This is a genomic window from Phaeovulum molybdatiresistens, assembly GCF_023544865.1.
Taxonomy (GTDB): Bacteria; Pseudomonadota; Alphaproteobacteria; order Rhodobacterales; family Rhodobacteraceae; genus Pontitalea.
In genome coordinates this window covers 49,801-73,479 of sequence record NZ_JAMJFX010000008.1, presented here as the reverse complement: position 1 = coordinate 73,479, position 23,679 = coordinate 49,801, and the positions used below count along the sequence as shown (strand labels likewise).

Annotated in this window: 20 protein-coding genes and 1 tRNA gene; 14 read left to right on the top strand and 7 right to left on the bottom strand. The window is 67.0% G+C overall.

Going from position 1 to position 23,679, the window contains the following annotated elements:
* Positions 1-51 precede the first annotated feature (51 nt).
* On the bottom strand, positions 52-861 hold the full coding sequence (rlmB, locus tag MXB90_RS07765; RefSeq protein WP_250043223.1) for a 23S rRNA (guanosine(2251)-2'-O)-methyltransferase RlmB: 810 nt from the start codon (positions 859-861) through the stop codon (positions 52-54).
* Positions 862-982: 121 nt separating this feature from the next.
* On the opposite strand from rlmB, the gene MXB90_RS07760 reads away from it, so the two are divergent.
* From MXB90_RS07760 to MXB90_RS07740, 5 genes are all read left to right on the top strand, one after another.
* Positions 983-1,066: transfer RNA gene (locus MXB90_RS07760), tRNA-Tyr, on the top strand.
* Between the two features lie 173 nt (positions 1,067-1,239).
* Complete coding sequence (locus tag MXB90_RS07755; RefSeq protein WP_250043219.1) at positions 1,240-2,226, top strand: hypothetical protein; 987 nt, start codon at positions 1,240-1,242, stop codon at positions 2,224-2,226.
* Positions 2,227-2,312: 86 nt separating this feature from the next.
* Entirely contained in the window at positions 2,313-3,596 is a 1,284-nt protein-coding gene (locus MXB90_RS07750) for an O-acetylhomoserine aminocarboxypropyltransferase/cysteine synthase family protein (protein ID WP_250043216.1), read from the top strand.
* A 190-nt stretch (positions 3,597-3,786) separates the two neighbouring features.
* Positions 3,787-6,528, top strand: coding sequence for a hypothetical protein (locus MXB90_RS07745; RefSeq protein ID WP_250043213.1), 2,742 nt, complete (start codon positions 3,787-3,789; stop codon positions 6,526-6,528).
* Between the two features lie 62 nt (positions 6,529-6,590).
* Positions 6,591-8,459 carry a monovalent cation:proton antiporter-2 (CPA2) family protein gene (locus MXB90_RS07740; RefSeq protein ID WP_250043210.1) on the top strand — a complete coding sequence of 623 codons (1,869 nt, stop codon included), beginning with the start codon at positions 6,591-6,593 and terminating at the stop codon, positions 8,457-8,459.
* A gap of 60 nt (positions 8,460-8,519) precedes the next feature.
* On the opposite strand, the gene MXB90_RS07735 is transcribed toward MXB90_RS07740, so the two are convergent.
* The 5 genes from MXB90_RS07735 to MXB90_RS07715 all read right to left on the bottom strand — a co-directional run bounded on the left by MXB90_RS07735 (position 8,520) and on the right by MXB90_RS07715 (position 13,465).
* A complete protein-coding gene (locus MXB90_RS07735; RefSeq protein ID WP_250043208.1) occupies positions 8,520-9,029 on the bottom strand; it encodes a CarD family transcriptional regulator in 510 nt (169 codons plus the stop codon).
* Positions 9,030-9,338: 309 nt separating this feature from the next.
* Positions 9,339-9,677, bottom strand: a complete 339-nt coding sequence (gene fdxA, locus MXB90_RS07730) for a ferredoxin FdxA (protein ID WP_250043206.1) — start codon at positions 9,675-9,677, stop codon at positions 9,339-9,341.
* 106 nt (positions 9,678-9,783) lie between these two features.
* Positions 9,784-10,116, bottom strand: coding sequence for an RNA-binding S4 domain-containing protein (locus tag MXB90_RS07725; RefSeq protein ID WP_250043204.1), 333 nt, complete (start codon positions 10,114-10,116; stop codon positions 9,784-9,786).
* Positions 10,117-10,119: 3 nt separating this feature from the next.
* Complete coding sequence (locus tag MXB90_RS07720; protein ID WP_462982244.1) at positions 10,120-12,948, bottom strand: helicase-related protein; 2,829 nt, start codon at positions 12,946-12,948, stop codon at positions 10,120-10,122.
* A 13-nt stretch (positions 12,949-12,961) separates the two neighbouring features.
* Entirely contained in the window at positions 12,962-13,465 is a 504-nt protein-coding gene (locus MXB90_RS07715; RefSeq protein WP_250043200.1) for a hypothetical protein, read from the bottom strand.
* A 120-nt stretch (positions 13,466-13,585) separates the two neighbouring features.
* Here MXB90_RS07715 and MXB90_RS07710 point away from each other — a divergent pair, with 120 nt between their 5' ends.
* Both MXB90_RS07710 and MXB90_RS07705 read left to right on the top strand, forming a co-directional pair.
* Complete coding sequence (locus MXB90_RS07710) at positions 13,586-13,873, top strand: SCP2 sterol-binding domain-containing protein (RefSeq protein WP_250043199.1); 288 nt, start codon at positions 13,586-13,588, stop codon at positions 13,871-13,873.
* The gene (locus MXB90_RS07705; RefSeq protein WP_250043197.1) at positions 13,873-14,832 is read left to right on the top strand and encodes an alpha/beta fold hydrolase; all 960 of its coding nucleotides are present in this window, start codon (positions 13,873-13,875) and stop codon (positions 14,830-14,832) included. Before MXB90_RS07710 ends, MXB90_RS07705 begins: the two co-directional genes overlap by 1 nt.
* A gap of 33 nt (positions 14,833-14,865) precedes the next feature.
* Here MXB90_RS07705 and MXB90_RS07700 read toward each other — a convergent pair whose 3' ends face one another.
* Positions 14,866-15,729, bottom strand: coding sequence for a MurR/RpiR family transcriptional regulator (locus tag MXB90_RS07700; protein ID WP_250043194.1), 864 nt, complete (start codon positions 15,727-15,729; stop codon positions 14,866-14,868).
* A 196-nt stretch (positions 15,730-15,925) separates the two neighbouring features.
* Here MXB90_RS07700 and MXB90_RS07695 point away from each other — a divergent pair, with 196 nt between their 5' ends.
* The 7 genes from MXB90_RS07695 (at position 15,926) to MXB90_RS07665 (ending at position 23,634) form a co-directional block, all read left to right on the top strand.
* Entirely contained in the window at positions 15,926-16,672 is a 747-nt protein-coding gene (locus MXB90_RS07695) for an N-formylglutamate amidohydrolase (RefSeq protein WP_250043191.1), read from the top strand.
* Entirely contained in the window at positions 16,672-17,178 is a 507-nt protein-coding gene (locus MXB90_RS07690) for a TRAP transporter small permease subunit (protein WP_250043189.1), read from the top strand. The genes MXB90_RS07695 and MXB90_RS07690 overlap by 1 nt, the downstream gene beginning before the upstream one ends.
* Positions 17,178-18,500 carry a TRAP transporter large permease gene (locus MXB90_RS07685; protein ID WP_250043186.1) on the top strand — a complete coding sequence of 441 codons (1,323 nt, stop codon included), beginning with the start codon at positions 17,178-17,180 and terminating at the stop codon, positions 18,498-18,500. The genes MXB90_RS07690 and MXB90_RS07685 overlap by 1 nt, the downstream gene beginning before the upstream one ends.
* A 43-nt stretch (positions 18,501-18,543) precedes the next feature.
* On the top strand, positions 18,544-19,584 hold the full coding sequence (locus MXB90_RS07680) for a TRAP transporter substrate-binding protein (RefSeq protein ID WP_250043184.1): 1,041 nt from the start codon (positions 18,544-18,546) through the stop codon (positions 19,582-19,584).
* A gap of 106 nt (positions 19,585-19,690) precedes the next feature.
* Positions 19,691-21,055 carry a glutamine synthetase family protein gene (locus MXB90_RS07675; protein WP_250043181.1) on the top strand — a complete coding sequence of 455 codons (1,365 nt, stop codon included), beginning with the start codon at positions 19,691-19,693 and terminating at the stop codon, positions 21,053-21,055.
* 42 nt (positions 21,056-21,097) lie between these two features.
* Positions 21,098-22,486: an aldehyde dehydrogenase family protein gene (locus MXB90_RS07670; protein WP_250043179.1), complete on the top strand. Its 1,389-nt coding sequence runs from the start codon at positions 21,098-21,100 to the stop codon at positions 22,484-22,486.
* Positions 22,483-23,634, top strand: coding sequence for an iron-containing alcohol dehydrogenase (locus tag MXB90_RS07665; RefSeq protein WP_250043176.1), 1,152 nt, complete (start codon positions 22,483-22,485; stop codon positions 23,632-23,634). Before MXB90_RS07670 ends, MXB90_RS07665 begins: the two co-directional genes overlap by 4 nt.
* The last annotated feature ends 45 nt before the right edge of the window (positions 23,635-23,679 follow it).

Sequence of the window (23,679 nt, the reverse complement as noted above, 5' to 3'; positions counted from 1 at the left end):
AAGGCATCCCCCGGGCCAGTGCGCCCCGGCCCGGCTGGCGCAGTTGTGACCTCAGCCCGCCTTGGGGCCTGCGCCACCGGGGCGCGCGGTTGCCGCATAAAGCGCCACCGCCGCCGCATTGGACACGTTCAGCGACCCAAAGCCGCCCCCGAAGGGGATCCGCACCAGCGCATCGCAGGTTTCGCGCGTCTTTTCGCGCAGGCCCGGCCCCTCGGCCCCCAGCACCAGGCCCACGGGCCGGGTGCCCGCCTGCGCCAGCCCCTGGTCCAGCGTCAGATCGGCCTCGCCCGCAAGGCCCAGCAGCACATAGCCCATGTCGCGCAGCGCCTCCATCGCCTCGGACAGATTGCCGACGCGCAGATAGGGCTGGCGTTCCAGCGCGCCGCTGGCGGTTTTCGCAAGCGCCCCGGTTTCGGGCGCGGAATGGCGCGCGGGCGCGATCACGGCGCGCGCGCCGAACACCTCGGCCGACCGCAGGATGGCGCCCACGTTATGCGGATCGGTCACCCGGTCCAGCAGCACCACCAGCGGCGCCCCCGCGCCGGTCAGGCAGACATCTTCCAGCTTGCCCCAGGCCAGGGGCTTGACCTCCAGCGCGGCGCCCTGATGGACGGAATCGGGCGCCAGCGGCACGATGCTGTCGAATTTGCGCGGATCGGCGATTTCGGGCGCAAGGCCGCCCGCCGCGATCGCATCGGCCAGCTTGTCGGCGGCATTGCGCGTCAGCACCAGCCGCAGCTTGACCCGCGCGGGGTTCATCAGCGCATCTCGCACCGCATGCAGGCCGAACAGCCACACCGTTTCGGCCGCGGCCGCCCGGCGCGCGCGTTCCTTGTCGATCACCCAGGCCGGTTTCTTCATCGCAGGTCCCTTTTTCGTTCCCCCCTTCCTGCGCCGCGCATCGCAGTTTGGCAAGAGCAGGCACAGAGGCATTTTCCCGCTTGACGCCCCCCGACCCCTTCGGTATCCACCCGCCAGCGTCGGGCGACGTGCTGCAAGGTGCGGCAGCGGACTGTAACTCCGCCGGGGAGACCCATGCCTGGTTCGATTCCAGGGTCGCCCACCATCCCCCCAAGGTTGGTGTTTAATCAAGGGCTTCGGCCCTGTGACGTGGCATTTCGCCCCCGTGGCGTGGCCCAATTCTGACGCTTCCGCTTGTGTCCCGGCCCCGCTATGGTGCGCCCGTTCCCGCAAGGCCGCTGGGCCGGCGGGGGGTGTTTTGTGTGATGGGGATGGTTGGTGTCGGCACAAGTGTTCAACCTGGTCTGCGTGGCCCAGGCCGGGCGGCTGGAATATGAAGCGGCGCTGTTCGCCCTGTCCCTGCGCGCCAGCAATCCCAAGTTTTCCGGCCGCCTGATCGTGGCAGAACCCCAGCCCGGCCCGCTGTGGCAGGACGAAACCCGCATTTCGGGGCCGGTGCGGGCGCTGCTGGTGGATTGTGGCGCCGAAATCCTGCCCTTTGCCACGCGCCATTTTGGCCAGTCCTATCCCCATGGCAACAAGATCGAGGTTCTGTCGGCCCTGCCCGCGGGGGACCCTTTCGTCTTTTTCGACACCGACACCCTGTTCACCGGCCTGCTGTCCTCGGTCGATTTCGACTTCACCCGCCCCGCAGCCTCGATGCGGCGCGAAGGCACCTGGCCCGAGCCGCCGCTTTACGGCCCCGGCTATGGCGGCATCTGGAAGGCGCTTTACGATCGCTTCGGGCTGGATTTCGCAAGCTCGCTGGACCTGTCGCAGCCCGATGAACATTGGGAACGCTATCTGTATTTCAACGCCGGCTGGTTCTTTGGCGCCGATCCGGCCGAATTCGGCGCGCGGTTCCTGCGCTTTGCGCTGTCGATCCGCGACGACACGCCCGATGAGCTGGCTTGCCAAAGCCTGACCCCCTGGCTGGACCAGATCGCCCTGCCGCTGGTGATCCATTCGATGGGCGGCGGGCGGCCGGGGCCGGGGCTGGCGGGGCTGGATGGCGATGTCAGCTGTCACTGGCGCGCGCTGCCGCTGCTTTATGCGCGCGAAAGCGATGCGGTGGTGGCGATGCTGGAGGCGATCTGCGCGCCCAATCCGGTGAAAAAGGTGCTGAAAGGATACGAGCCGATCCGCAAACTGGTCTATCAGGGCAAGGGCCAACGCTTGCGCGGCCTGTTCGACCGCGCCAACCTGCCCCGGCGCGAACAGGCCCTGCGCAACGCGATCCGGCGCGAGGGGCTTTGGCTGCGCTAGTGGGGCCACATGCGGTGAAACGAATATGTTTGAAGCGCCCCCGGGCCGCCGCTAGGCTCCGCCCGATTTCTTGACAGGAGCCGCCCATGTCCGACTATTCCTTCGACACGCTTCAGATCCACGCCGGGGCCGAACCCGACCCCGCCACCGGCGCGCGTCAGGTGCCGATCTACCAGACCACCGCCTATGTGTTCAAAGATGCCGATCACGCCGCGCGGCTGTTCAACCTGCAAGAGGTGGGCTACATCTATTCGCGCCTGACCAACCCCACGGTCGCGGCGCTGGCCAACCGTGTGGCCGCGCTGGAAGGGGGTGCGGGCGCTGTCTGCTGTTCCTCGGGGCATGCCGCGCAGATCATGGCGCTGTTCCCGCTGATGGGGCCGGGCTGCAACATCATCGCCTCGACCCGGCTTTACGGCGGCACGATCACCCAGTTCAGCCAGACCATCAAGCGCTTTGGCTGGTCGGCCAAATTCGTCGATTTCGACGACCTGGCCGCGCTTGAGGCGGCGGTGGACGACAACACCCGCGCGATCTTTTGCGAATCGATTTCCAACCCCGGCGGCTATATCACCGACCTGCCCGCGGTGGCGAAGGTCGCCGACAAGGTCGGCCTGCCGCTGATCGTCGACAACACGCTGGCCACCCCCTATCTGTGCCGTCCGATCGAACATGGCGCGACGCTGGTGGTGCATTCGCTGACCAAATACATGACCGGCAACGGCACCGTGACCGGCGGCGCGATCGTGGATTCGGGCAAGTTCGACTGGTCCGCCTCGGGCAAGTTCCCCAGCCTGTCGGACCCCGAGCCCGCCTACCACGGGTTGAAATTCCATGAGGCGCTGGGGCCGATGGCCTTTACCTTCCATTCCATCGCCGTGGGCCTGCGCGATCTGGGCATGACGATGAACCCGCAGGGCGCGCATTACACCTTGATGGGGATTGAAACCCTGTCGCTGCGCATGGAACGCCATATCCAGAACGCCCGCGCGGTGGCCGAATGGCTGGAACGTGACCCGCGCGTCGAATTCGTGACATATGCGGGCCTGCCCTCATCGCCCTGGCATGGGCGGGTGGCGACGGTCTGCCCCAAGGGGGCGGGCGCGCTGTTCACCGTGGGCGTCAAGGGCGGCTATGAGGCCTGCGTGAAGCTGGTCGACAACCTCAAGCTGTTCAGCCATGTGGCGAACCTGGGCGATACGCGGTCGCTGATCATCCATTCGGCCTCGACCACGCACCGCCAGCTGACGCCCGAACAGCAGGTGGCGGCAGGTGCTGCGCCCAATGTGGTGCGCCTGTCGATCGGGACCGAGGATGCCCGCGATATCATCGCCGATCTGGATCAGGCGCTGACCAAGGCCACGGCCTGACCCGCGCTGACCGTCGGGGCCGGGGCCGCGCGCCCGGGCCCCGGCCTTCCCCTGCCCCTTCACGCCAGCGTGACGCGCTTGCGGGCGGGGAGGGGGTCTGCGCGCTTTCCATGCGCGGAAAACTGCTTTAGCAAGGGGTCAGGCGCCACAGCCGCTTCGATGCCACCGATGCTTGTGCTAGACCCCCGGAATGAAACCCAGTTTTGCGCTAAATCTTGCCCATGACGGAATCGACCTGCTGCATCGCGCCGGGTCGGGCTGGGTCACGGTGGGCACGGTATCGCTGGACGAACCCGACCTGACCGCGGCGATGGCGGGGCTGCGGGCCCGCGCGCGGGCGCTGGAACCCAAGGGGATGACCAGCAAGCTGATCCTTCCGGCCTCGCAGATCCTTTACACCCGCATTCACGCCCCCGGCCCCGATGCCGCCAGCCGCCGCAGCCGGATCGCGCAGGCGCTGGAAGGCATGACGCCCTATGCCGTGGCCGATCTGGTCTTTGACTGGTCCGGCACCGGCGATGAGGTGCAGGTGGCCGTCGTCGCGCGCGACACCCTGGCCGAGGCCGAGGCCTTTGCCGAAACCTATGGCTTTTGCCCGCTCTGCCTGGTGGCAAGCCCTGATCCCGGGCAGTTCGGCGGCGAGCCGTTCTTTGGCCTGACCACGGGCGCGGCGCAGCATCTGCCCGAAGGCGCGCGGCTGGACCGCGATCAAGACCCCGTGCGCCTGCCCGCGCCCCCGCTTGCCCCTGCCGCGCCGGATGCGGATCTGGCCGCCAGCCCCGATCCCGTGCCGCCGCCCCCGCCCGCCGCCGAGGCGGAAGCGGAAGCGGACCCCGTGCCGGTGCAGGCGGCCGAGGTAGACGTGATTGGGTCGCACGGCGCCGCACGCGACACGGCCTTGCCCGAAGCCGCACTGCCCGAAACCGCGCCAGCAGACCCCACACCGCCAGAACCCGCGCCACAGCCGCAGGAACCAGTCGCCGCGCCGGGCCCTTCGGCCCCGCCGGTGATCACCTTCGCTTCGCGCCGCACCGCGCCGGAGGGTGACGCGAGCGCCGCCCCCGCCGCGCCGCGCCTTGGTGCGGCAACCCGGCCCCCCGCCGCGGATGCCGACGCCCCCCTGCCGCGCCTGCGCCTGGATACGGGCAGCCCCACCGTGCTGGCACCCGCGATCGATCTGCCCGATCCCGCGCCTGCGCCCGGCCTGCCACCCGAAACGCCCGCCAGCGCCCCGCGCCTGGCCGCAACTGCCGCGCGCCCGGCGACCGGGGCGACTGGGGCGACTGGGGCGACCGACAAGACCCCGCGCCCCGCCACGCCAACCCCCGCCACGCCCCCCACGGCGGCCAAGGTGCCGCCCGCCGCCTCGGACCGCACCGTCTTTGGCGGGCGCCGCCTGGCCCCGCCCGCCGCGCGCAACCGCCACCTGGGGCTGATGCTGACGCTGGGACTGGTGCTGTTCCTGCTGATCGTGGCGATCTGGTCGATGTTCCTGGGCGGCCCGCGCCCCGATGCGCCCACCCCGGTCGCCGAGGCCGCCGACAGCCTGCCGCCCAAACCCCAGACCGCCCCCGACCCCGCGCAGCCCGAGGCGCAGGCCATCGCCGTCCCGCCCGCCGCGCAAACAGACCTGGCCGAAGCGGCCACGGACGAAGCGGCCACGGTCATCGCGACGATGGACGCAGATGATGAAGGCGCGCCCGTCGCAGCCGCCCCTGCCCCGGAACCGGCGGCGGCCGCCCCGGCTACCGTCTTGGCCGAAACCGCCGCGGCCGCGGCTGCGGCCCCGCCGGATGAAGTCTGGGGCGATCGTGGCGCGCCCGAGCCCGCCTTGCGGCTGGCCGCGATTTCGACCGCCGATCCCCGGCCCGTCAGCGAAGAAACCGGCGATCTGGCCGCGCTGACGCCGCCCCCGCCGGATGCCCGGCCCGACCCGTTGCCCACGCCCGCCCCCTTTGGCCAGCTGGCCCGGCTTGGCCCCGGTGGCGAAATCATCCCCACCCCCCAGGGCGTGGCGATGCCCGGTGGCTTCACGCTGTTCGCGGGCCGCCCGCCCGTGACGTCAGCCCCCCGGCCCGAGGCGGTCCAGCGCGCCGCGCTTGCCCCCGAAGCGGAAACCGACACCGCGCCCCCCGCCGAAGCCGAAACCGCGCCCTATGCCGATCCGGCGCTGGCCGGGTTCAAGCCCCAAGGCCGCCCAGCCGCCATCGCCAACCGCGCCCCTGACCTGCCCCCCGAGGCCGAAACCGAGTCCGCAGCGCCCGCCGCGCCCGAGGATGATGGCGCGGCCCTTGCCCCCGAGGTGCCGGTTGATCCGCGCCTGGCCGCACGGGCCCCAAGGGCGCGCCCGGCCACCGTCGCCAGTGCCGCCGCCGAGGCGCGGGCCGCGCAACAGGCAACCGAAGACGCCCTGCGCGCCGCCAGCCCACAGGCGGTGACCGTTGCCCGCCGCCCGGCAGACCGGCCGGGCACCATCGTCGCCGCCGCCGCTGCCGCCGCCAGCATCCAGGCCGCCGCGGTCGAGGCCGCTGTGGCAGCCGCCGTGGCAACCCCGGTTGCCGCACCCGCAGCAGCCCCCGCACCGGCCCCGCGCGCCGCCGCCGCACAGGCGCCCGCACCGCCCCCCGAGGAAGAAGACGAACTCGACGAACCCGAGGTCACAGCGCCCGCGCCGAAACTGCCCACCAGCGCCTCGGTGGCGAAGCAGGCGACCCAGGCCAATGCGCTGAACCTAGGCAAGATCAACCTGATCGGACTTTATGGCGCCAACAAGAACCGCCGCGCCCTGGTGCGGATGCCCAATGGCAAGTTCGTCAAGGTCGGCATCGGGGACCGGCTGGACGGTGGCCGCGTCACGGCCATCGGTACGAACCAGTTGACCTATCAGAAGAACGGTCGCAACTACGTGCTGGAAATGCTGAAGGGCAGCTGATGGCACCGGGCCGGCGGGACGCGCGCGCCACTGGCCGGACGAAAGAGGCGGAATAAGACCGGATGGAAAGTTTCCTGCTGCAGGCAACGCTGTTCCTGTTTGCCATGGTGGTCGCGGTGCCGCTGGCCACACGGGTGGGGCTGGGATCGGTTCTGGGCTATCTGATCGCGGGCATCCTGATCGGGCCGGTCTTCGGGCTTGTCGGTTCCGAAATGAACGATTTGCAGCATTTCGCCGAATTCGGCGTGGTGATGATGCTGTTCCTGATCGGGCTGGAGCTGGAGCCGCGCGCGCTTTGGGCGATGCGCGACAAGCTGCTGGGCCTGGGCGGGTTGCAAACGGTGCTGACCATCGCGGCGGTGGCGGTGCTGGCCATGCTGTTCGGCCAGAGCTGGCAGGTGGCGCTGGCGCTGGGGATGATCTTTTCGTTGTCCTCTACCGCGATCGTGCTGCAAACGCTGAACGAAAAGCGCCTGATGCAGACGGCGGGGGGACGATCGGCGTTTTCGGTGCTGCTGATGCAGGACATCGCGGTGATCCCGATGCTGGCGCTGCTGCCGCTGCTGGCACTGCCGGGCGCGCGGGCGCTGGCCAAGGCGGAACAGGGCGATGCCAACCCGGCCGCGCATCTGATCGATTCGCTGCCCGCCTGGGGGGTCACGCTGATCACACTGGGGGCGGTGGCGGCGATCGTGCTGGCCGGGCGCTATCTGATCCATCCACTATTTCGCTTTGTCCAGGCCGCGAAGCTGCGCGAGGTGAACACCGCGATGGCGCTGGTCATCGTGGTGGGCATCGCCTCGCTGATGCTGCTGGTGGGGCTGTCGCCCGCACTTGGCACCTTCCTGGCCGGGGTGGTTCTGGCCGATAGCGAATTCAAGCACGAACTGGAAAGCGATATCGAGCCGTTCAAAGGCTTGTTGATGGGGCTGTTCTTCATCACCGTCGGCGCGGGCATCGATTTTGCCGTAATCACCGGGGCGCCGGTGCAGATCCTGGCGCTGGTGCTGGGGCTGGTCGCGGTGAAGGCGGCGATCCTGTATCCGCTGGCGCGGCTGTTCCGCCTGCAGGGGCGCGACAAGTGGCTGTTCACGCTGGGCCTGGCGCAGGCGGGGGAATTCGGCTTTGTGCTGGTGTCTTTCGCGGTGGCGCAACGCATCCTGCCGCAGGCTGTGGCGCAGGCCACGCTGGTGGTGATCGCGCTGTCGATGCTGCTGACGCCGCTGTTGTTCATCCTGCACGATGTGCTGGCCCGGCGCCATGCGCGCCCCGGCACCGGCCCCGATGCCGACACGATCGAAGATCAGCAACCGATCATCATCGCGGGGGTCGGTCGTTTCGGGCAGGTGGTGAACCGCATGGTGTCGATGTCGGGCTTTCGCACGACGGTGCTGGACAATGACCTGAAGACGATCAACCTGATGCGCAAGTTCGGGGTCAAAAGCTATTTCGGCGACCCCACCCGCCCCGAGCTTCTGGCCGCCGCCGGCATCACCAAGGCGCGGGTGCTGGTGGTCTGCCTTGACGATCGCGCCGCGGCGACCCGCCTGGTCAGCTATGCCCGCCGCATCCGCCCCGATCTGCACATCATCGTCCGCGCCCGCGACCGTGGCCATGTCTTCGAACTCTATCGTGCGGGCGCCAATGACATCGTCCGCGAACTGTTCGATTCCAGCCTGCGGGCGGCCCGCTATGTGCTGGAAAACGCGGGCCTTTCCGAATACGAGGCGGCCGAGCTGGAAAAGATCTTCTACAAGCTGGACCGCGTCGCCCTGCGCGAACAGGCCGAGGTCTGGAAGCCCGGCGTGCCGCTGGATGAGAACCCCGAATACATCGCCCGCACGCGCGAACTGAACCGCGAACTGGAAAACGCGCTGATGGAACGCTTTGCCGTGCCCCCCGACGCGACCGCGCCCGACCAGCCGCTTTGAACGAAAAACCGCGCGGGCCGGTGCCTGCGCGGTTCATATTGGTTCTTAGGCGGCCCCGTATCAGGCGGCGCGGCCCAAAAGCACGTCATCGACGGTTTTCGCGGCCCCGGCCTCATCCGTGCCGGAAACGGCGGCAACCTCACGCGTCAGCCGTTCCAGCGCCGCTTCATACAGCTGACGTTCGGAATAGGACTGTTCGCGCTGGTCGTCATTGCGGTGCAGGTCACGCACCACCTCGGCGATCGACAGCAGATCGCCCGAGTTGATCTTCTGTTCATATTCCTGGGCGCGGCGCGACCACATCGCGCGCTTGACCTTGGCCTTGCCCTTCAGCGTTTCCAGCGCCTTCGACACAACCTCGGGCGTCGAAAGCGAGCGCATGCCCACATCGGTGGCCTTGTTGGTCGGGACGCGCAGCGTCATCTTGTCCTTCTCGAAGGAGATCACGAACATCTCCAGCCGCATCCCGGCGATTTCCTGTTCCTCGATCGAGATGATCTTGCCCACGCCATGCGCGGGATAAACGACGAAATCGTTGGGGTGGAATTCGGTCTTCTTGGTCTTGGTCATTTCGCTTCCTTGAGCAGCGGGCACCGCAGGCAAGGCCCCTTTCCCTGTTCAGCGAACAATCCACACCGCACGGAAGCCTTGGTTTCCGCACAGATGCAAAACGTCGTTGAAAAAGCCCCCACAGGTGAGTGGCCTGCGGCGGCGCGGGGGGTCTTGGACCTTTGTCACATATATATAGCATGAAAAAGCGGCATTTCAAAGCGCGGCGCCATCAGGCAATGCAAGCGCCCTTTGAAATCAAGGACTTGGCACCATTTCCGATGCCATTTTCGATGCAGATACGGCAGAATCACTGCCGAATCAGGGGAATCAGTCCCCTGCGCCGGGCTTTTCGCTAAAGTATTTGTCCAGCTTGCCGGTTTCGCCGTCAAATTTCTCGGCCTCGGGCATCGGATCTTTCTTCTGCGTGATCACCGGCCACAGCTCGGAATATTTCCGGTTGAATTCGACCCAAGGCTCCATCCCCGGCTCGGTATCGGGGCGGATCGCATCGGCGGGGCATTCGGGTTCGCAGACGCCGCAATCGATGCATTCGTCGGGGTGGATCACCAGGGTATTCTCACCCTCGTAGAAACAGTCCACCGGGCAGACTTCGACACAGTCGGTGTATTTGCAGTTGATGCAGTTGTCGGTGACGACATAGGTCATGAAGAACCCCGAAGGCTGATCGTTTGACCGTTACCTAGCCTTGCCCGCGCGATCATTCAAGCCGCGCATCGGCCAAAAGGCCGGGCTGCGGCGATCTGGCCGTGGCTCAGGACGGCTGTTCCGGGGGATCGGCCTGGTGCGGAACAGGGGTTTCGCAGGGGGCCGGATCGGGGGTCATGTCCTGGTAAAGGGTGGCGGCCTCGGTGGCGGGGCCGCGCCTTGTGCCGCAGGCCAGGATGCGCAGCGCGCGCCCCTGCCCCGCCCAGACCAGTGTCAGAACATCGCCCGGCCGCACGCTGCGGCCCGGCTTGTCAATGCGCTGGCCGTTCACCCGCACCCGGCCCGCCGCCACCAGGTCGGCGGCAAGGGCGCGGGTCTTGCAGAACCGCGCCTGCCACAGCCATTTGTCGATCCGGATCCGGTCGGACCCTTCCGCCATCGGTCAGGACTTGCCCTTCAGCGCGGCCAGCACCGCAAAGGGGCTGTCGGGGTCGATCGGGCGTTCCTTGCGCGGGGGACGGGCCTCAAAGTTGCGGGGCTGGTCGTCGCGCCGGGGGCCCTTGGCGCCCTTGTGTTCGGGCTTGCCCTTGCCTTGCGGCTTGCCACCGGGCTTGCCATCGCGCCGGCCCTCGGGCTTGGCGCCGTCGCGGCGCTTGCCCTCACCCTCGCGGCGGGGGCCGCGTTCGGGGCGATCCCCGCGTTCAGCGCGTTCACCGCGGTCCCCGCCCCGTTCCGGGCGCTGGCCACGCGGGCGCGGGGCCCAGGTGAAGGTAAAGAACACTTCGGTTTCCGGCGCCGCCGATTCGGCCTGCGCCTCGGCCTCGGCCAGGGGCGAGGCTTCCTCGGGGATCGGGTTTTCCGCACCTTCGGTCGGCGCCTGCGGTTCGGGCGCGGGCTTGACCTTGGCACGTTCGCCCCGCTCGGCCTTGTAGCCCAGCCCACCCATCAGATCGGCGAATTGTTCCAGCGTCATGCCGGTGATCGACAGCATGTCGGGCGACGCCTCAAAGCCCGCGCGGCTGTCCTGCCCGCGCAGCAGATCGGCCAGACGTTCCAGCATGTCGATGCGGATCGCGCGCGCGCCCGCCGGGCGATAGCCCGACTGGGTGTAATGCGCCACCGGCACCTCGGGCAGGTAGGGAATCGTCACCAGACCGGGCGGCGGGCTTTCCGGGAATTCGGCCAGACCGTCCCAAAGCGAGGCCAGCACCAGCCGCAGCCGCGTCGGCGCGGGCTTCAGCAGGGCCTGCTGGAAGATCGTGTGTTGGCCAAAGCGCACACCATGCTTGCGCAGCGCGCCGCGCGCTTCCTGATCCAGGTCCTTGACCTCGGTGGCCACGCCGTCGCGCGGCAGGATGCCGAGGCTTTCGACCAGACGGAAGGCAAAGCCGCGTGCCAGCCCCGTCAGCGCCTCATCCCGGCTCATGGCCAGAAGCGGCTCGAACAGGGTGGCGATCTTGCGGTCAATGAAATGCTGCAGCCGGCGCTTGACCTTTTCGGCCACATCCGCCCCCGCCTCTTCGTCGACAAAGGCCTCGACCACGGGTTTCAGCGGGTCCGCGCCCTTCACCAGCTTGCCCACCGCCGAGGCGCCCCACATAAGGCCCCCCTGTTCGGTGAAATCCATTTCCGTATCGGGGGCATTGTAGAACCGGTCCGCCCGCAGATGGAATTCCGGTCGCAGCGCCTCATAGGCGGCGCGAGCCAGCATCTTCGCCTCGTCGGGCGAAGACGTCGTGTCCTGCCGGAAGCGGAACCCCTCAAGCCGCCCGGCGAATTCGCCCTCGACCATCACTTCGCCCTTGTCGTTCACCTCGGCCACGAGGGTCTCCTTCTGCTTGAGCCGGCGCAACAGCACCGAAGTGCGCCGATCCACAAATCGTTGGGTCAGCGCGCCATGCAACGCATCCGACAGCCGATCTTCTACAGCGCGCGTTTCCCCGCGCCAATGGCTTTCATCATCGACCCAGCCTTTGCGCTGCGCGACATAGGTCCAGGTGCGGATGAAGGCCAGCCGCTTGGACAGCGCGTCGATATCGCCGTCGGTGCGGTCGATGCGTTCGATCTGCTTGGCCAGCCAGTCGGTGGGCACGCCCTTGCCGGTCTGCAGGAAGCCGAAGATCCGCGCCAGAAGCGTGGCGTGTTCACTGGCCGAGATCGAGCGGAAATCGGGGATCCGGCAGACATCCCACAACAGCCGCACATCGGACGGGTGCACGACGCGGTCGATGATCTCGGGGGTATCGGCCAGCATCTTCAGCGCGCGCAGGTCATCAGCCTCGCGCCCGCGGGTCAGCCACTGGTCTTTCGGGCTTTCCTCCAGGCTCTGGATCAGGCGCGGCAGGGTGCCGAATTCCAGCCGCGGATTGCGCCATTGCAGGCGCTGGATCGGGGCAAAGCGATGTTCCTCGACCGCCTCGATCACCTCGGGCGGCGGGGGGCCGGCCTCGCCGGTCACGCCAAAGGTGCCGTCGGCGGTGTGCCGCCCGGCGCGGCCCGCGATCTGGCCCAGCTCATGCGGGAACAGCGCGCGCATCCGGCGGCCGTCGAACTTGGCGGTGGCGGAAAAGGCGACGTGGTCGATATCCAGGTTCAACCCCATGCCGATGGCATCGGTGGCGACCAGATAATCCACGTCGCCATTTTGATACATCGCCACCTGCGCATTGCGCGTGCGCGGCGACAGTGCGCCCATCACCACAGCGGCCCCCCCCTTCTGGCGGCGGATCAGCTCGGCGATGGCATAGACATTATCGACCGAAAAGCCCACGATCGCGCTGCGCGGGGGCATCCGGCTTGTCTTTTTCGAACCTGCCCAGCGCAATTCCGAAAACCGTTCACGGCGCGTGAACTGCACACGCGGCACCAGCGCCGCGATCGCGCCCTTCATCGTTTCCGATCCCAGGAACAGCGTCTCATGCAGGCCGCGCGCATGCAGCAGCCGGTCGGTGAAGATATGCCCGCGTTCAGGATCGGCACAAAGCTGGATTTCGTCGATCGCCAGGAAATCGGTGCCCATCCCCTCGGGCATCGCCTCGGTGGTGCAGACCCAATACTGGGTGCGCTCGGGGACGATACGTTCCTCGCCCGTGACCAGCGCCACGACCGAAGGGCCGCGCGCCTTGACGATCCGGTCATAGACCTCACGCGCCAGCAATCGCAGCGGCAGGCCGATGATGCCGGTGCGATGCGCCAGCATCCGTTCGATCGCATAATGCGTCTTGCCCGTGTTCGTCGGCCCAAGGACCGCCGTGATCCGCCCATCCGCCATCGTCATCCCCGCTTCAGAGCGCCACGCCCGCCAGCTGGCGTTCCAGCCTGTCGATCGCGTCTTTCACATCCTGCTGATGCGGGTGCAAGGCGTAAGAGGCGCGGAACGCCCGCAGCGCACCCTGCGCATCGCCCATCTCATCCAGAATCGCCCCCAGACCGGCCAGCGCCCCCCAATGGCGCGGTTCCAGTTCCAGCGTGCGGGCAATGTCGGACAGGGCCGGACCGTAAAGCCCCGCCAGGAAATAGGCGGTGGCGCGCGCATTCCAGCCTTCGGCGAAATCTGGCGCATGATCGGTCAGCGCGGTCAGATGTTCGATCGCGGCGGCGGTATCACCCGCATCCAGCGCCTCTTCGCCGCGCTTCAACAACAGGTCCATCGCCGCCGACCCCGACCGCGACCAGGCCCGGCGGATATCGGCCTCGGCCCGCGCCCAGGCCCCGGACCCCGGATCGGCCAGCTCTTCGAAATACGTCTCCAACCCCTCGGTTTCCGCCAGGGCGGGGGGCGATGTCATCAAAACGGCGCAAAGTGCCGTGACGATACATTTGGAAATGGCGGAACGCTCACGCATAACGCAGATGTAAGCAGAAGCTGGCCGGATGCGATAGCCCGGCGATCACAATCGGAGGATTTCATGAGCGATGTGCTGAACAAGGCCCTGACCGCGCTGCAGGCGAAACTGCCCGACGGATTTTCATCCACGGCGAAATTCGTCATTACCGGCGAAGGCGCGATCATGGCCGATGCCGACGGTGTGCGCATCGGCGATGAAGAGGCCGACGTGACCCTGATCGCCTCGGCCGAAACCTTCCGCGGCATTCTGGACGGCGATGTGAACCCGACGATGGCCTTCATGACCGGCAAGCTGAAAATCGACGGCGCGATGGGGCTGGCGATGCAGCTGGGCTCTGCCCTGTCCTGATGCAGGGCGCGCCGCTTCACGACGCGATTGCCCGCGCCCCGGACGGGGGGCGGGCCTTTTGGCTGAAGGCGGCGGATGGCCTGCGCCTGCGCATCGGGGTTTGGCCCGGTCCCGCGGCGCCGCGCGGCACGGTTTTCCTGCTGCCCGGGCGCACCGAATATGTGGAAAAATACGGCCCCACCGCCGCCGCCTTCGCCGCCCGCGGCTACGGGTTGCTGGCAATCGACTGGCGCGGGCAGGGCCTGGCCGACCGGCTGCTGGATGATCCGCTGAAAGGTCATGTCGGCCGATTCAGCGATTATCAGCTTGACCTGGCAGCGGTGGAACAGGCGGCAACGGCGCTGGATCTGCCGCGTCCCTGGGTCCTGCTGGCCCATTCGATGGGCGGCACCATCGGCCTGCGCCGGCTGATGTCGCCCCATCCCTATGCCGCCGCGGCCTTTTCGGCGCCGATGTGGAACATCAATCTGCCCAAGCCCCTGCGCCCGATCGCGCGCCAACTGGCCCGGATCCTGCCAGCCCAGGCCTATGTGCCCTCGACCGGGGCCACAACCTATGTCTTCGCCGAAAGCTTCGCCGCCAACCAGCTGACCGGTGATCCCGCCGGCTGGGCCTTCCTGATCGACCAGCTTGCCGCCGTGCCCGATCTGGCACTGGCCGGCCCCACCTGCGGTTGGCTGGCCGCCGCGCTGGCCGAATGCGCGGCGCTGGCCCCCCTCGCCTCCCCCGCCCTGCCCGCGCTTTGCGTGCTTGGCACGCGCGAGGCCGTCGTGCAATCAGCCGCGATCCACGCGCGCATGGCCCGCTGGCCCGGTGCCCGGCTGGACCTGCTGCCCGATGCACGGCACGAACCGATGATGGAAACCGCCACCATCCGCACCCGCTTTCACGATGCCTGCGCCGCCCTGTTCGACGCCGCCCGCCCCCCTTCGGATTTGCCGAAATATCCTCGGGGGTGAGGCGCGGCACGCGCCGAGGGGGCAGACAGCCCCCTATTTCATCCGCCGGAAGAATCGCGCCCGGGCGTAAAGTTCCTCCAACCGCTTCATCCGCGCCGCCGTCTCTTGCCAGGTCAGGCTTTGCACCGCCGCCAGCAGCGTTTCCACCAGCACCTGGATCGCCACCGTCGAATCCCAGGCCGAGGGCACCTCGATCTGCGCCGAAAATCGATAGCGCGCATGGGCCGCGGCGGGGCTGACCCAGGGGTCGGTGATCAGCACCACCTCGGCCCCCTGTTCGGCTGCCATTTCAACCAGCTGCAGCACGTTGTTCTCATACCGCCGGATGTCGAAGGCCAGCAGCACATCGCCCGGGCGCATCTCGATCAGCGCGGGCGGCCAGGCGTTCGACATTTCCGATATCAGCGACACGCCGGGCCGGATCACCTTCATATGGGTGACGAAATAATCCGCCATCGCATGGGTGATCCGCCCGCCCGTGGCATAGACCTGACGGCCGGGGTCGGCCATCAGGGCTGCCACCGCGTCGAATTCGGCGTGGTCGATCTGCGCCAGCGTGGCCTGCAGATTGCCCAGCACTGCATCGGCAAAGCGGTTCAGGATATGCGTATCGGGCACCCCGCCCGCCCAACGGTCATGCTTGACCAGGGGCGAAACCAGCCGCTCTTCGACCTCGGCGCGGATGCCGGCCTGAAAATCGGGATAGCCCTTGAACCCCAGCTTCTGCACCAGCCGCACCACCGTGGGCGAGGACACCGCCGCCCCCCGCGCCAGCGCCGTGACCGAGCCCAGCGCCGCCACCGGGTAATGGCGCAGCAGATGGCCGGCCAGCTGGCGTTCGGCCCGCGTCATCCCGTCGATGCCCGCGCGCAGGCGTTCCTCGATCGTCTTGGTCATGGCTTTCCATCCGCCCTGGCGCCGTGATTCGGGCCCGAAGAACAGATTGTAACAGTTTTTCGGTTTGTGAAATGATCTTGACAGAACGCCACCCGCGTTGGACCCTTCGGTCAAAAGAACACACAGAATCGACAGGGAAATGACGGATCAACCAGCCACCGGGCCCGCGCCAGGGCCTGTGCCTTCAGGTGCGAATTTGCCCGATGCGGTCACGGTCGAACGCGCGGATGCGCCGGGCCCGTTCCTCATCGTCTGTGAACATGCCGCCAATGCCTTTCCCGCGCCCTGGGGCGATCTGGGGCTGGATGGCGCGCAACAGCGCGCCCATATCGCCTGGGATCCCGGCGCGCTGGGGCTGGCGCGGGGGCTGGCGCGGCGGCTGGATGCACCGCTGATCGCGGCCAATCTGTCGCGGCTGATCTATGATCTGAACCGCCCACCCCATTCGCCCGGCGCCATGGCAGAACGGTCGGAAATTCATCGGGTCCCGGGCAATGCGGGCCTGACCGCGGCGCAGCGGGTCGCGCGGACCGAAGCGGTCTATCTGCCCTTTCACGCCCGCCTGCGCGCCGAAATCGCGCGGCGTCTGGCGCGCGGCCAGCGCCCGGTTCTGGTGACGGTGCACAGCTTTACCCCCGTATACAACGGCGTCCCGCGTGCGGTGGAATTCGGCGTGATCCATGATGCCGATGCCCGCCTGGCCCAGGCCGTGCTGGTCGAGGCGGTCGCGCGCACCACGCTGGAGACACGGTTGAATGAGCCCTATTCCGCCGCGGATGAGGTCACCCATACCCTTGCCCTGCAGGCCACGCCGATGGGGCTGGCCAATGTCATGCTGGAAATCCGCAACGACCTGATCGCGACCCAGGCCGCGCAGGACGCGATGGCGGAAACGCTTGCCCCGGTGCTGACCGGCGCGCTGAGCCGGATCGGGGGGGCGTGATGCCGGGCTGGGCCAGGGCCTATGTGCGCACGGTCGAGGCGGTGAATTACCGCGTGGGCCGGTTCGCGATGTATCTGCTGTTCGTGATCATGGGCATCCTGCTGTGGTCGTCGATCACCAAGATCGGCCGGGTTCCCGCGCTTTGGACGCTGGAAATGGCCCAGTTCACGCTGGTCGCCTATTACCTTCTGGGCGCGCCCTATTCGCTGCAGCTGGGCACCAATGTGCGGATGGACCTGCTTTATGCGCGCTTCAACCCGCGCACCCAGGCGATCTGGGATGCGGTCACGGTGTTCTTCCTGATCTTCTACATCGGGGTGATGCTGTATGGCGCCTTCGGGTCCACCGTCTATTCCTTTGAAACCGGCGAGCGGAACCCGACCGCCTGGCGCCCCTATCTGTGGCCGATCAAGGTGATCATAACCGCCGCCTTTTTCCTGATGCTGCTGCAAGCCATCGCCCTTCTGATCCGCGATATCGCGGTGATCCGCGGAGAAGAAATCTGATGGCCCACGAAACCATCGCCATCCTGATGTTTTCCACCATGCTGCTGATGATGATCACCGGGCAGCGGGTGTTCGGCGCGATCGGCTTTGTCGCTGTTCTGGCCGCCCTTGCGCTTTGGGGGCCGGGCGGGGCGGACATGGGCTTTTCATCGGTGATGAAGCTGATGAAATGGACGCCGCTGCTGACGCTGCCGATGTTCATCTTCATGGGCTATGTCATGTCCGAAAGCCGCCTGGCCGAGGACCTGTATCGCATGTTCCACGTCTGGTTCGGGCCGCTGCCCGGGGGGCTTGCGATCGGGACGATCTTCCTGATGGTGATGATCTCGGTGATGAACGGGCTGTCGGTGGCAGGCATGGCGATCGGGGCCACGATTGCCCTGCCCGAACTGGTGCGCCGGGGCTATGACAAGGTCATGATTTCAGGCGTCATTCAGGCGGGGTCCAGCCTGGGCATCCTGATCCCGCCCTCGGTGGTGCTGGTGCTGTTTTCGCTGATCGCGCGCCAGCCGGTCAGCCAGCTGTGGCTGGCCGGCCTGATGCCGGGGCTGCTGATGGCCAGCCTGTTCGTGATCTACGTCCTGGTGCGCTGCGGGCTGAACCCGATGCTGGCCCCCGCCATGAGCGCCGAGGAACGCGCCACCGTCACCTGGGGCGAACGGTTCCGTCTGCTGCGCGCGGGCCTTTTGCCGCTGGCCATTTTCGCGGCGATGATGGTGCCCTTCCTGAAGGGCTGGGCCAGCCTGACCGAGGCCTCGGTGATCGGGGCGCTGGCCTCGGTGATCGCGGCGGTGATCAAGCGCCGCTTCACCCGCGCGGTCTTTGAAACCGCCACCCGCAACACGCTGGCGATCACGGTGATGTTCATGCTGATCATCACCGCCGCCCTGTCCTTTGGCGCGGTCTTCGACGGGCTTGGCGCGGGCCGGGCGATCGAGAATTTCTTTCTGAAGGACCTGGGCCTTGGCCCCTGGCAGGTGCTGATCCTGATGCAGCTGAGCTTCCTGGTCATGGGGATGTTCCTGGATGACACCGCCATGCTGGTGATCGTCGCCCCGGTCTATGTCGGCCTGGCCAAGGCGCTGGGGTTCGACCTGATCTGGTATGGCATCCTGTATACGATCACTTGCCAGATCGCCTACCTTACCCCACCCTTCGGCTACAACCTGTTCCTGATGCGCGCCATGGCGCCAAAGGACTTTGACCTGCCGGTGATCTACCGCTCGGTCATCCCCTTCGTGGGGGTGATGGCTCTGACGCTGATACTTGTGATGATCTTCCCCCAGATCGCGCTGTGGCTGCCGCAGACGGTGCTTGGATGACAACAGACCCCAACAGGGGCGCAACCAACAAGGAGATGACACGATGACCACCACCAGACGGAAATTCCTGACCACCGGCGCGCTGGCCGCCGGGGCCTCGACCCTGGCCGCGCCGGCCGTTCTGGCGCAAAGCCCGATCAAGTGGCGGATGCAGACCTATGCCGGGGCGGCGCTGGGTGAACATGTCGCCAAGCCCGCGATCGAGGCATTCAACACCATCGCCAATGGCCAGATGGAAATCGAACTGTTCTACGCCGACCAGCTGGTGCCGACATCCGAACTGTTCCGCGCGATGCAGTCGGGCACGATCGACGCGGTGCAATCGGATGATGATTCAATGGCCTCGCCCACCGAAGTCACCGTCTTCGGCGGCTATTTCCCGATGGCGCTGCGCTATTCGCTGGATGTGCCTGCGCTGTTCAATACCTGGGGCCTGAATGAGATCTGGGCCGAGGAATATGCCAAGGTCGGCGTCAAGCACATCTCGGCCGGGGCCTGGGACCCGTGCCATTTCGCGATGAAGGAACCGGTGAACACCCTGGCCGACCTGCGCGGCAAGCGCGTCTTCACCTTCCCCACCGCGGGCCGGTTCCTGGCGCAGTTCGGGGTGGTCCCCGTCACCGTGCCGTGGGAAGATGTCGAGGTCGCGATGCAGACCGGGGAACTGGACGGCATCGCCTGGTCCGGCATCACCGAGGATTATACCGTCGGCTGGTCCAAGGTCGCGCCCTATTTCCTGACCAACAACATCTCGGGCGCCTGGATCGGGCATTTCTTCGCCAATATGGACCGCTGGAATGAGGTGCCCCCGCATCTGCAGGAACTGATGCGCGTGTGCTTTGAACAGTCGCATTACTACCGCCAGCACTGGTATTGGGCGGGCGAGGCCAAGCTGCGCGTGGAAGGCTCCGACATGCAGCTGACCACCATCCCCGACGCCGAATGGGCCCAGGTCGAAGAGGCCGCCAAGGTCTTCTGGGATGAAATCGCCGCGGAATCCGAGGTCAAGGCCAAGGTCGTCGACATCATCAAGCGCTATAACGAGGCGATGGGCAAGGCCGGCCGCCCCTACCGCTATACCTGATCGCGGCGCGTAATCACCGGGGCCGGGGCGCATTGCCCCGCCCAACCCATCCGGTTCCCCGCAGCCCGGCTGCGGGGGCCCCTTCCCCCGGAACAGGACATAGGACATGCCCGCGAACCTGAGCTTCGAGCAACTGAAAGACGCCGTGCAGCGCGGCCAGATCGACACCGTGATCGCGGCCATGGTGGACATGCAGGGCCGCCTGCAGGGCAAGCGCTTTCACGCCCGCCATTTCGTCGAAAGCGCCTGGCAGGAAACGCATTGCTGCAACTATCTGCTGGCCACCGACATGGACATGAACACCGTTCAGGGCTATCAGGCGACATCTTGGGCGGCGGGCTATGGCGATTACGTGATGAAGCCCGACATGGCGACCCTGCGCCTGCTGCCCTGGCTGGAGGGCACGGCCTTCGTGATGTGCGACGTGCTGGACCATCACAGCCATGAACCCGTGCCCCATGCGCCGCGATCGGTGCTGATGCGCCAGGTGGAACGCGCCCGCGCGATGGGCTTTGAGCCGATGATGGCCACCGAGCTGGAATTCTACCTGTTCGAGGAAAGCTTTCCCGAATTGTTCGATATGGACTATCCCGACCCCACGCCGATGGCCCGCTACAACGTGGATTATTCGATTTTTGGCACCGCGCGGGATGAACCCATCATGCGCGCGATCCGCAACGGGCTGTGGGAGGCAGGCATTCCGATCGAATGTTCCAAGGGCGAGGCCGAGGCCGGCCAGGAAGAGGTCAACGCCAAATATTCCGACGCGCTGGACACCGCCGACATGCACAGCCTGATCAAGCAGGGCGTTAAGGAAATTGCCCAACAGCATGGCGCCTCGGTCACCTTCATGGCGAAATACGACCACCGCCGCGCGGGATCGTCTTCCCATGTGCATCAGTCGCTGTGGCGCGACGGGCGCAACATCTTCCACGATCCGGCGGCCCCGCATGGCATGTCCACGCAGATGCGCCATTTCCTGGGCGGCCAGCTGGCCCATGCGCGCGAAATCACCGCCTTCCTTGCGCCCTTCGTCAACAGCTACAAGCGCTTTTGCGTGGGCATGTTCGCCCCCACCAAGGCGGTCTGGAGCCTGGACAACCGCACCGCGGGCTTCCGCGTCTGTGGCGAGAATACCAAATCCGTGCGCGTCGAATGCCGCATCGGCGGGGCGGATCTGAACCCCTATCTGGCCTGCGCGGCGTTGTTGGCCGCGGGGCTGGAAGGGATCGAGAAGATGATCGAACCGGGCGATCCGGTAAAGGGCGATCTGTATCAGGCGCGCGATGCCGTCTCGATCCCGCGCACGCTTGACGAGGCGGCCGAGGCGATGGAAGGCAGCGACATGCTGGCGCGCGCCTTCGGCCCCGATGTCGTCGCCCATTACCTGCACGCCGCCCGCTGGGAGGTGTCCGAACACAACCGCGTCGTGACCGATTGGGAACGCAAGCGGGGCTTTGAACGCGCCTGAGGGCGCCAGATCAGGGGCGCGCGCCGCCCGAAGGAAGGACAGATGAGCAAGATCATCCAATGCATCTCGCCGGTGGACGGGCGGGTCTATGCCGAACGCCAGGCCCTGACCCTGGCCGAGGCGCAGGCCGCCGCCGCCCGCGCCCGCGCCGCGCAAGGCGCCTGGGCCGCGCGGCCCTTGGCCGAACGCATCGCGCTGGTGAAGGCGGGCGTGGCCAATCTGAACGCGATGAAGGACCGCATCGTCGAGGAACTGGCCTGGCAGATGGGCCGCCCCACCCGCTATGGCGGCGAATTCGGCGGCGTGAACGACCGCACCGATTATATGGCCGGGATCGCGGCGGATGCGCTGGCGCCGATGGTGGCCGAGGCCTCGGACCGGTTCGAACGGCGCATCGCGCGCGAACCCGTGGGCGTGGTCTTCATCGTCGCGCCCTGGAACTACCCCTATCTGACCACGATCAACACGCTGGCGCCCGCGCTGATTGCGGGCAACACCGTGATCCTGAAGCATGCCACCCAGACGATGCTGGTGGGCGAACGCCTGGCCGAGGCGTTTCACGCCGCAGGCATCCCCGAAGACGTGTTCCAGAACGTCGTGCTGACCCATGACGTGACCGAAGACCTGATCCGCGCCCGCGCCTTCAACTTCATCAACTTCACCGGCTCGGTCGCGGGCGGTCAGGCGATGGAACGCGCGGCGGCTGGCACCTTTACCGGCATGGGGCTGGAACTGGGCGGCAAGGACCCCGGCTATGTCATGGACGACGCCGATCTGGATGCGGCGGTGGACAGCCTGATGGACGGCGCGATGTATAACGCGGGCCAGTGCTGCTGCGGGATTGAACGGATCTATGTCCACGAAAGCCTGTATGACGCCTTTGTCGAAAAGGCCGTGGCCTGGGTCAAGGCGCTGAAACTGGGCAATCCGTTCGACCCGGAAACCACGCTGGGCCCAATGGCCAACCGTCGCTTTGCTGAGGTGGTGCGCAACCAGATCGCCGAGGCGCTGGCCGAAGGCGCGACCGCGCTGATCGACCCGGCGCTGTTCCCCGCCGATGACGGGGGCGCCTATCTGGCCCCGCAGATCCTGGTCAATGTGAACCACGAAATGCGCGTGATGCGCGAGGAATCCTTTGGCCCCGTTGTCGGCATCATGAAGGTCGCCAATGATGATGAGGCCGTGGCCGTGATGAACGACAGCCCCTATGGCCTGACCGCCTCGCTTTGGACGCAGGATGCCGACCGCGCAGCGGCGATCGGGGCGCGGCTGGAAACCGGCACGATCTTCATGAACCGCTGCGATTACCTTGATCCGGCGCTGTGCTGGACCGGCTGCAAGGACACCGGGCGCGGCGGCAGCCTGTCGGTGCTGGGCTTCCATGCGGTGACCCGGCCGAAATCCTACCATCTCAAGAAGGTGACAAAATGAACCTCAGGGCGAACTGGTCCTATCCAACGGCGGTGAAATTCGGCGCGGGCCGGATTGCGGAACTGGCCGAACATTGCAAGGCGGCGGGCATCACCCGCCCGCTTTTGGTCACCGACCGCGCGCTGGCCAGCCTGCCGATCACCGCCGCAGCGCTGGACCAGCTGGCGGCCGCGGGCCTGGGCCGGGCAGTGTTTTCCGAGGTCGACCCAAACCCGAATGAGGGCAACATGGCCGCGGGCATCGCCGCCTATCGCGCGGGCGGGCATGACGGGGTGATCTGCTTTGGCGGCGGATCGGCGCTGGATCTGGGCAAGATGATCGCGCTGATGGTCGATCAGCCCGAAAGCCTGTCGGTCTGGGATCTGGAGGATATCGGCGATTGGTGGACGAAGGCCGACGCCAGCAAGATCGCCCCGATCATCGCCGTGCCCACCACCGCCGGGACGGGGTCCGAGGTCGGGCGCGCGGGCGTGCTGACCAATTCGGCCACGCACAAGAAGAAGATCATCTTCCACCCCAAGCTGCTGCCCACGGTCACGATCTGCGACCCGGAACTGACGGTGGGCATGCCCGCCTTCATCACCGCGGGCACCGGCATGGACGCGCTCGCCCATTGCCTTGAGGCCTATTGCAGCCCCTTCTACCACCCGATGAGCCAGGGCATCGCGCTGGAAGGCATGCGGCTGGTGTTTGAAAACCTGCCCCGCGCCTATGCCAACCCCGCCGATCTTGAGGCCCGCGCGCATATGATGTCGGCCGCCGCGATGGGGGCGGTCGCCTTCCAGAAGGGGCTTGGCGCGATCCATTCGCTGTCGCACCCGGTGGGCGCGGTCTATGGCACGCATCACGGCACCACCAATGCCGTTGTGATGCCGATGGTGCTGGCGTTCAACCGCCCCGCGATTGAAGACCGCATCACCCGCGCCGCCGCCTATCTGGGCATCGCGGGCGGGTTCGATGGCTTTTGCGCGCGCATCATGGCGCTGCGCACGGAACTGTCGATCCCGGAAAACCTGACCGCGATGGGGGTCGATCCCGCGCGCCTGGATGAGCTGACCGAGATGGCGCTGGAAGATCCGTCCTGCGGCGGCAACCCGGTCGAGATGACGCGCGAAAACACCCGCGCGCTGTTTGACGCCTGCATGTGACCACGGGCCCGGGCGGGTCAGCGCGACCCGCCCGCATCCCCCGCC

Coding starts and splice junctions, on each gene's coding strand:
- rlmB (WP_250043223.1), bottom strand. CDS start 861: ATGAAGAAACCGGCCTGGGTGATCGACAAGGAACGCGCGCGCCGGGCG.
- MXB90_RS07750 (WP_250043216.1), top strand. CDS start 2,313: ATGTCCGACTATTCCTTCGACACGCTTCAGATCCACGCCGGGGCCGAA.
- MXB90_RS07745 (WP_250043213.1), top strand. CDS start 3,787: ATGAAACCCAGTTTTGCGCTAAATCTTGCCCATGACGGAATCGACCTG.
- MXB90_RS07740 (WP_250043210.1), top strand. CDS start 6,591: ATGGAAAGTTTCCTGCTGCAGGCAACGCTGTTCCTGTTTGCCATGGTG.
- MXB90_RS07735 (WP_250043208.1), bottom strand. CDS start 9,029: ATGACCAAGACCAAGAAGACCGAATTCCACCCCAACGATTTCGTCGTT.
- fdxA (WP_250043206.1), bottom strand. CDS start 9,677: ATGACCTATGTCGTCACCGACAACTGCATCAACTGCAAATACACCGAC.
- MXB90_RS07725 (WP_250043204.1), bottom strand. CDS start 10,116: ATGGCGGAAGGGTCCGACCGGATCCGGATCGACAAATGGCTGTGGCAG.
- MXB90_RS07720 (WP_462982244.1), bottom strand. CDS start 12,948: ATGGCGGATGGGCGGATCACGGCGGTCCTTGGGCCGACGAACACGGGC.
- MXB90_RS07715 (WP_250043200.1), bottom strand. CDS start 13,465: ATGACATCGCCCCCCGCCCTGGCGGAAACCGAGGGGTTGGAGACGTAT.
- MXB90_RS07710 (WP_250043199.1), top strand. CDS start 13,586: ATGAGCGATGTGCTGAACAAGGCCCTGACCGCGCTGCAGGCGAAACTG.
- MXB90_RS07705 (WP_250043197.1), top strand. CDS start 13,873: ATGCAGGGCGCGCCGCTTCACGACGCGATTGCCCGCGCCCCGGACGGG.
- MXB90_RS07700 (WP_250043194.1), bottom strand. CDS start 15,729: ATGACCAAGACGATCGAGGAACGCCTGCGCGCGGGCATCGACGGGATG.
- MXB90_RS07690 (WP_250043189.1), top strand. CDS start 16,672: ATGCCGGGCTGGGCCAGGGCCTATGTGCGCACGGTCGAGGCGGTGAAT.
- MXB90_RS07685 (WP_250043186.1), top strand. CDS start 17,178: ATGGCCCACGAAACCATCGCCATCCTGATGTTTTCCACCATGCTGCTG.
- MXB90_RS07680 (WP_250043184.1), top strand. CDS start 18,544: ATGACCACCACCAGACGGAAATTCCTGACCACCGGCGCGCTGGCCGCC.
- MXB90_RS07675 (WP_250043181.1), top strand. CDS start 19,691: ATGCCCGCGAACCTGAGCTTCGAGCAACTGAAAGACGCCGTGCAGCGC.
- MXB90_RS07670 (WP_250043179.1), top strand. CDS start 21,098: ATGAGCAAGATCATCCAATGCATCTCGCCGGTGGACGGGCGGGTCTAT.
- MXB90_RS07665 (WP_250043176.1), top strand. CDS start 22,483: ATGAACCTCAGGGCGAACTGGTCCTATCCAACGGCGGTGAAATTCGGC.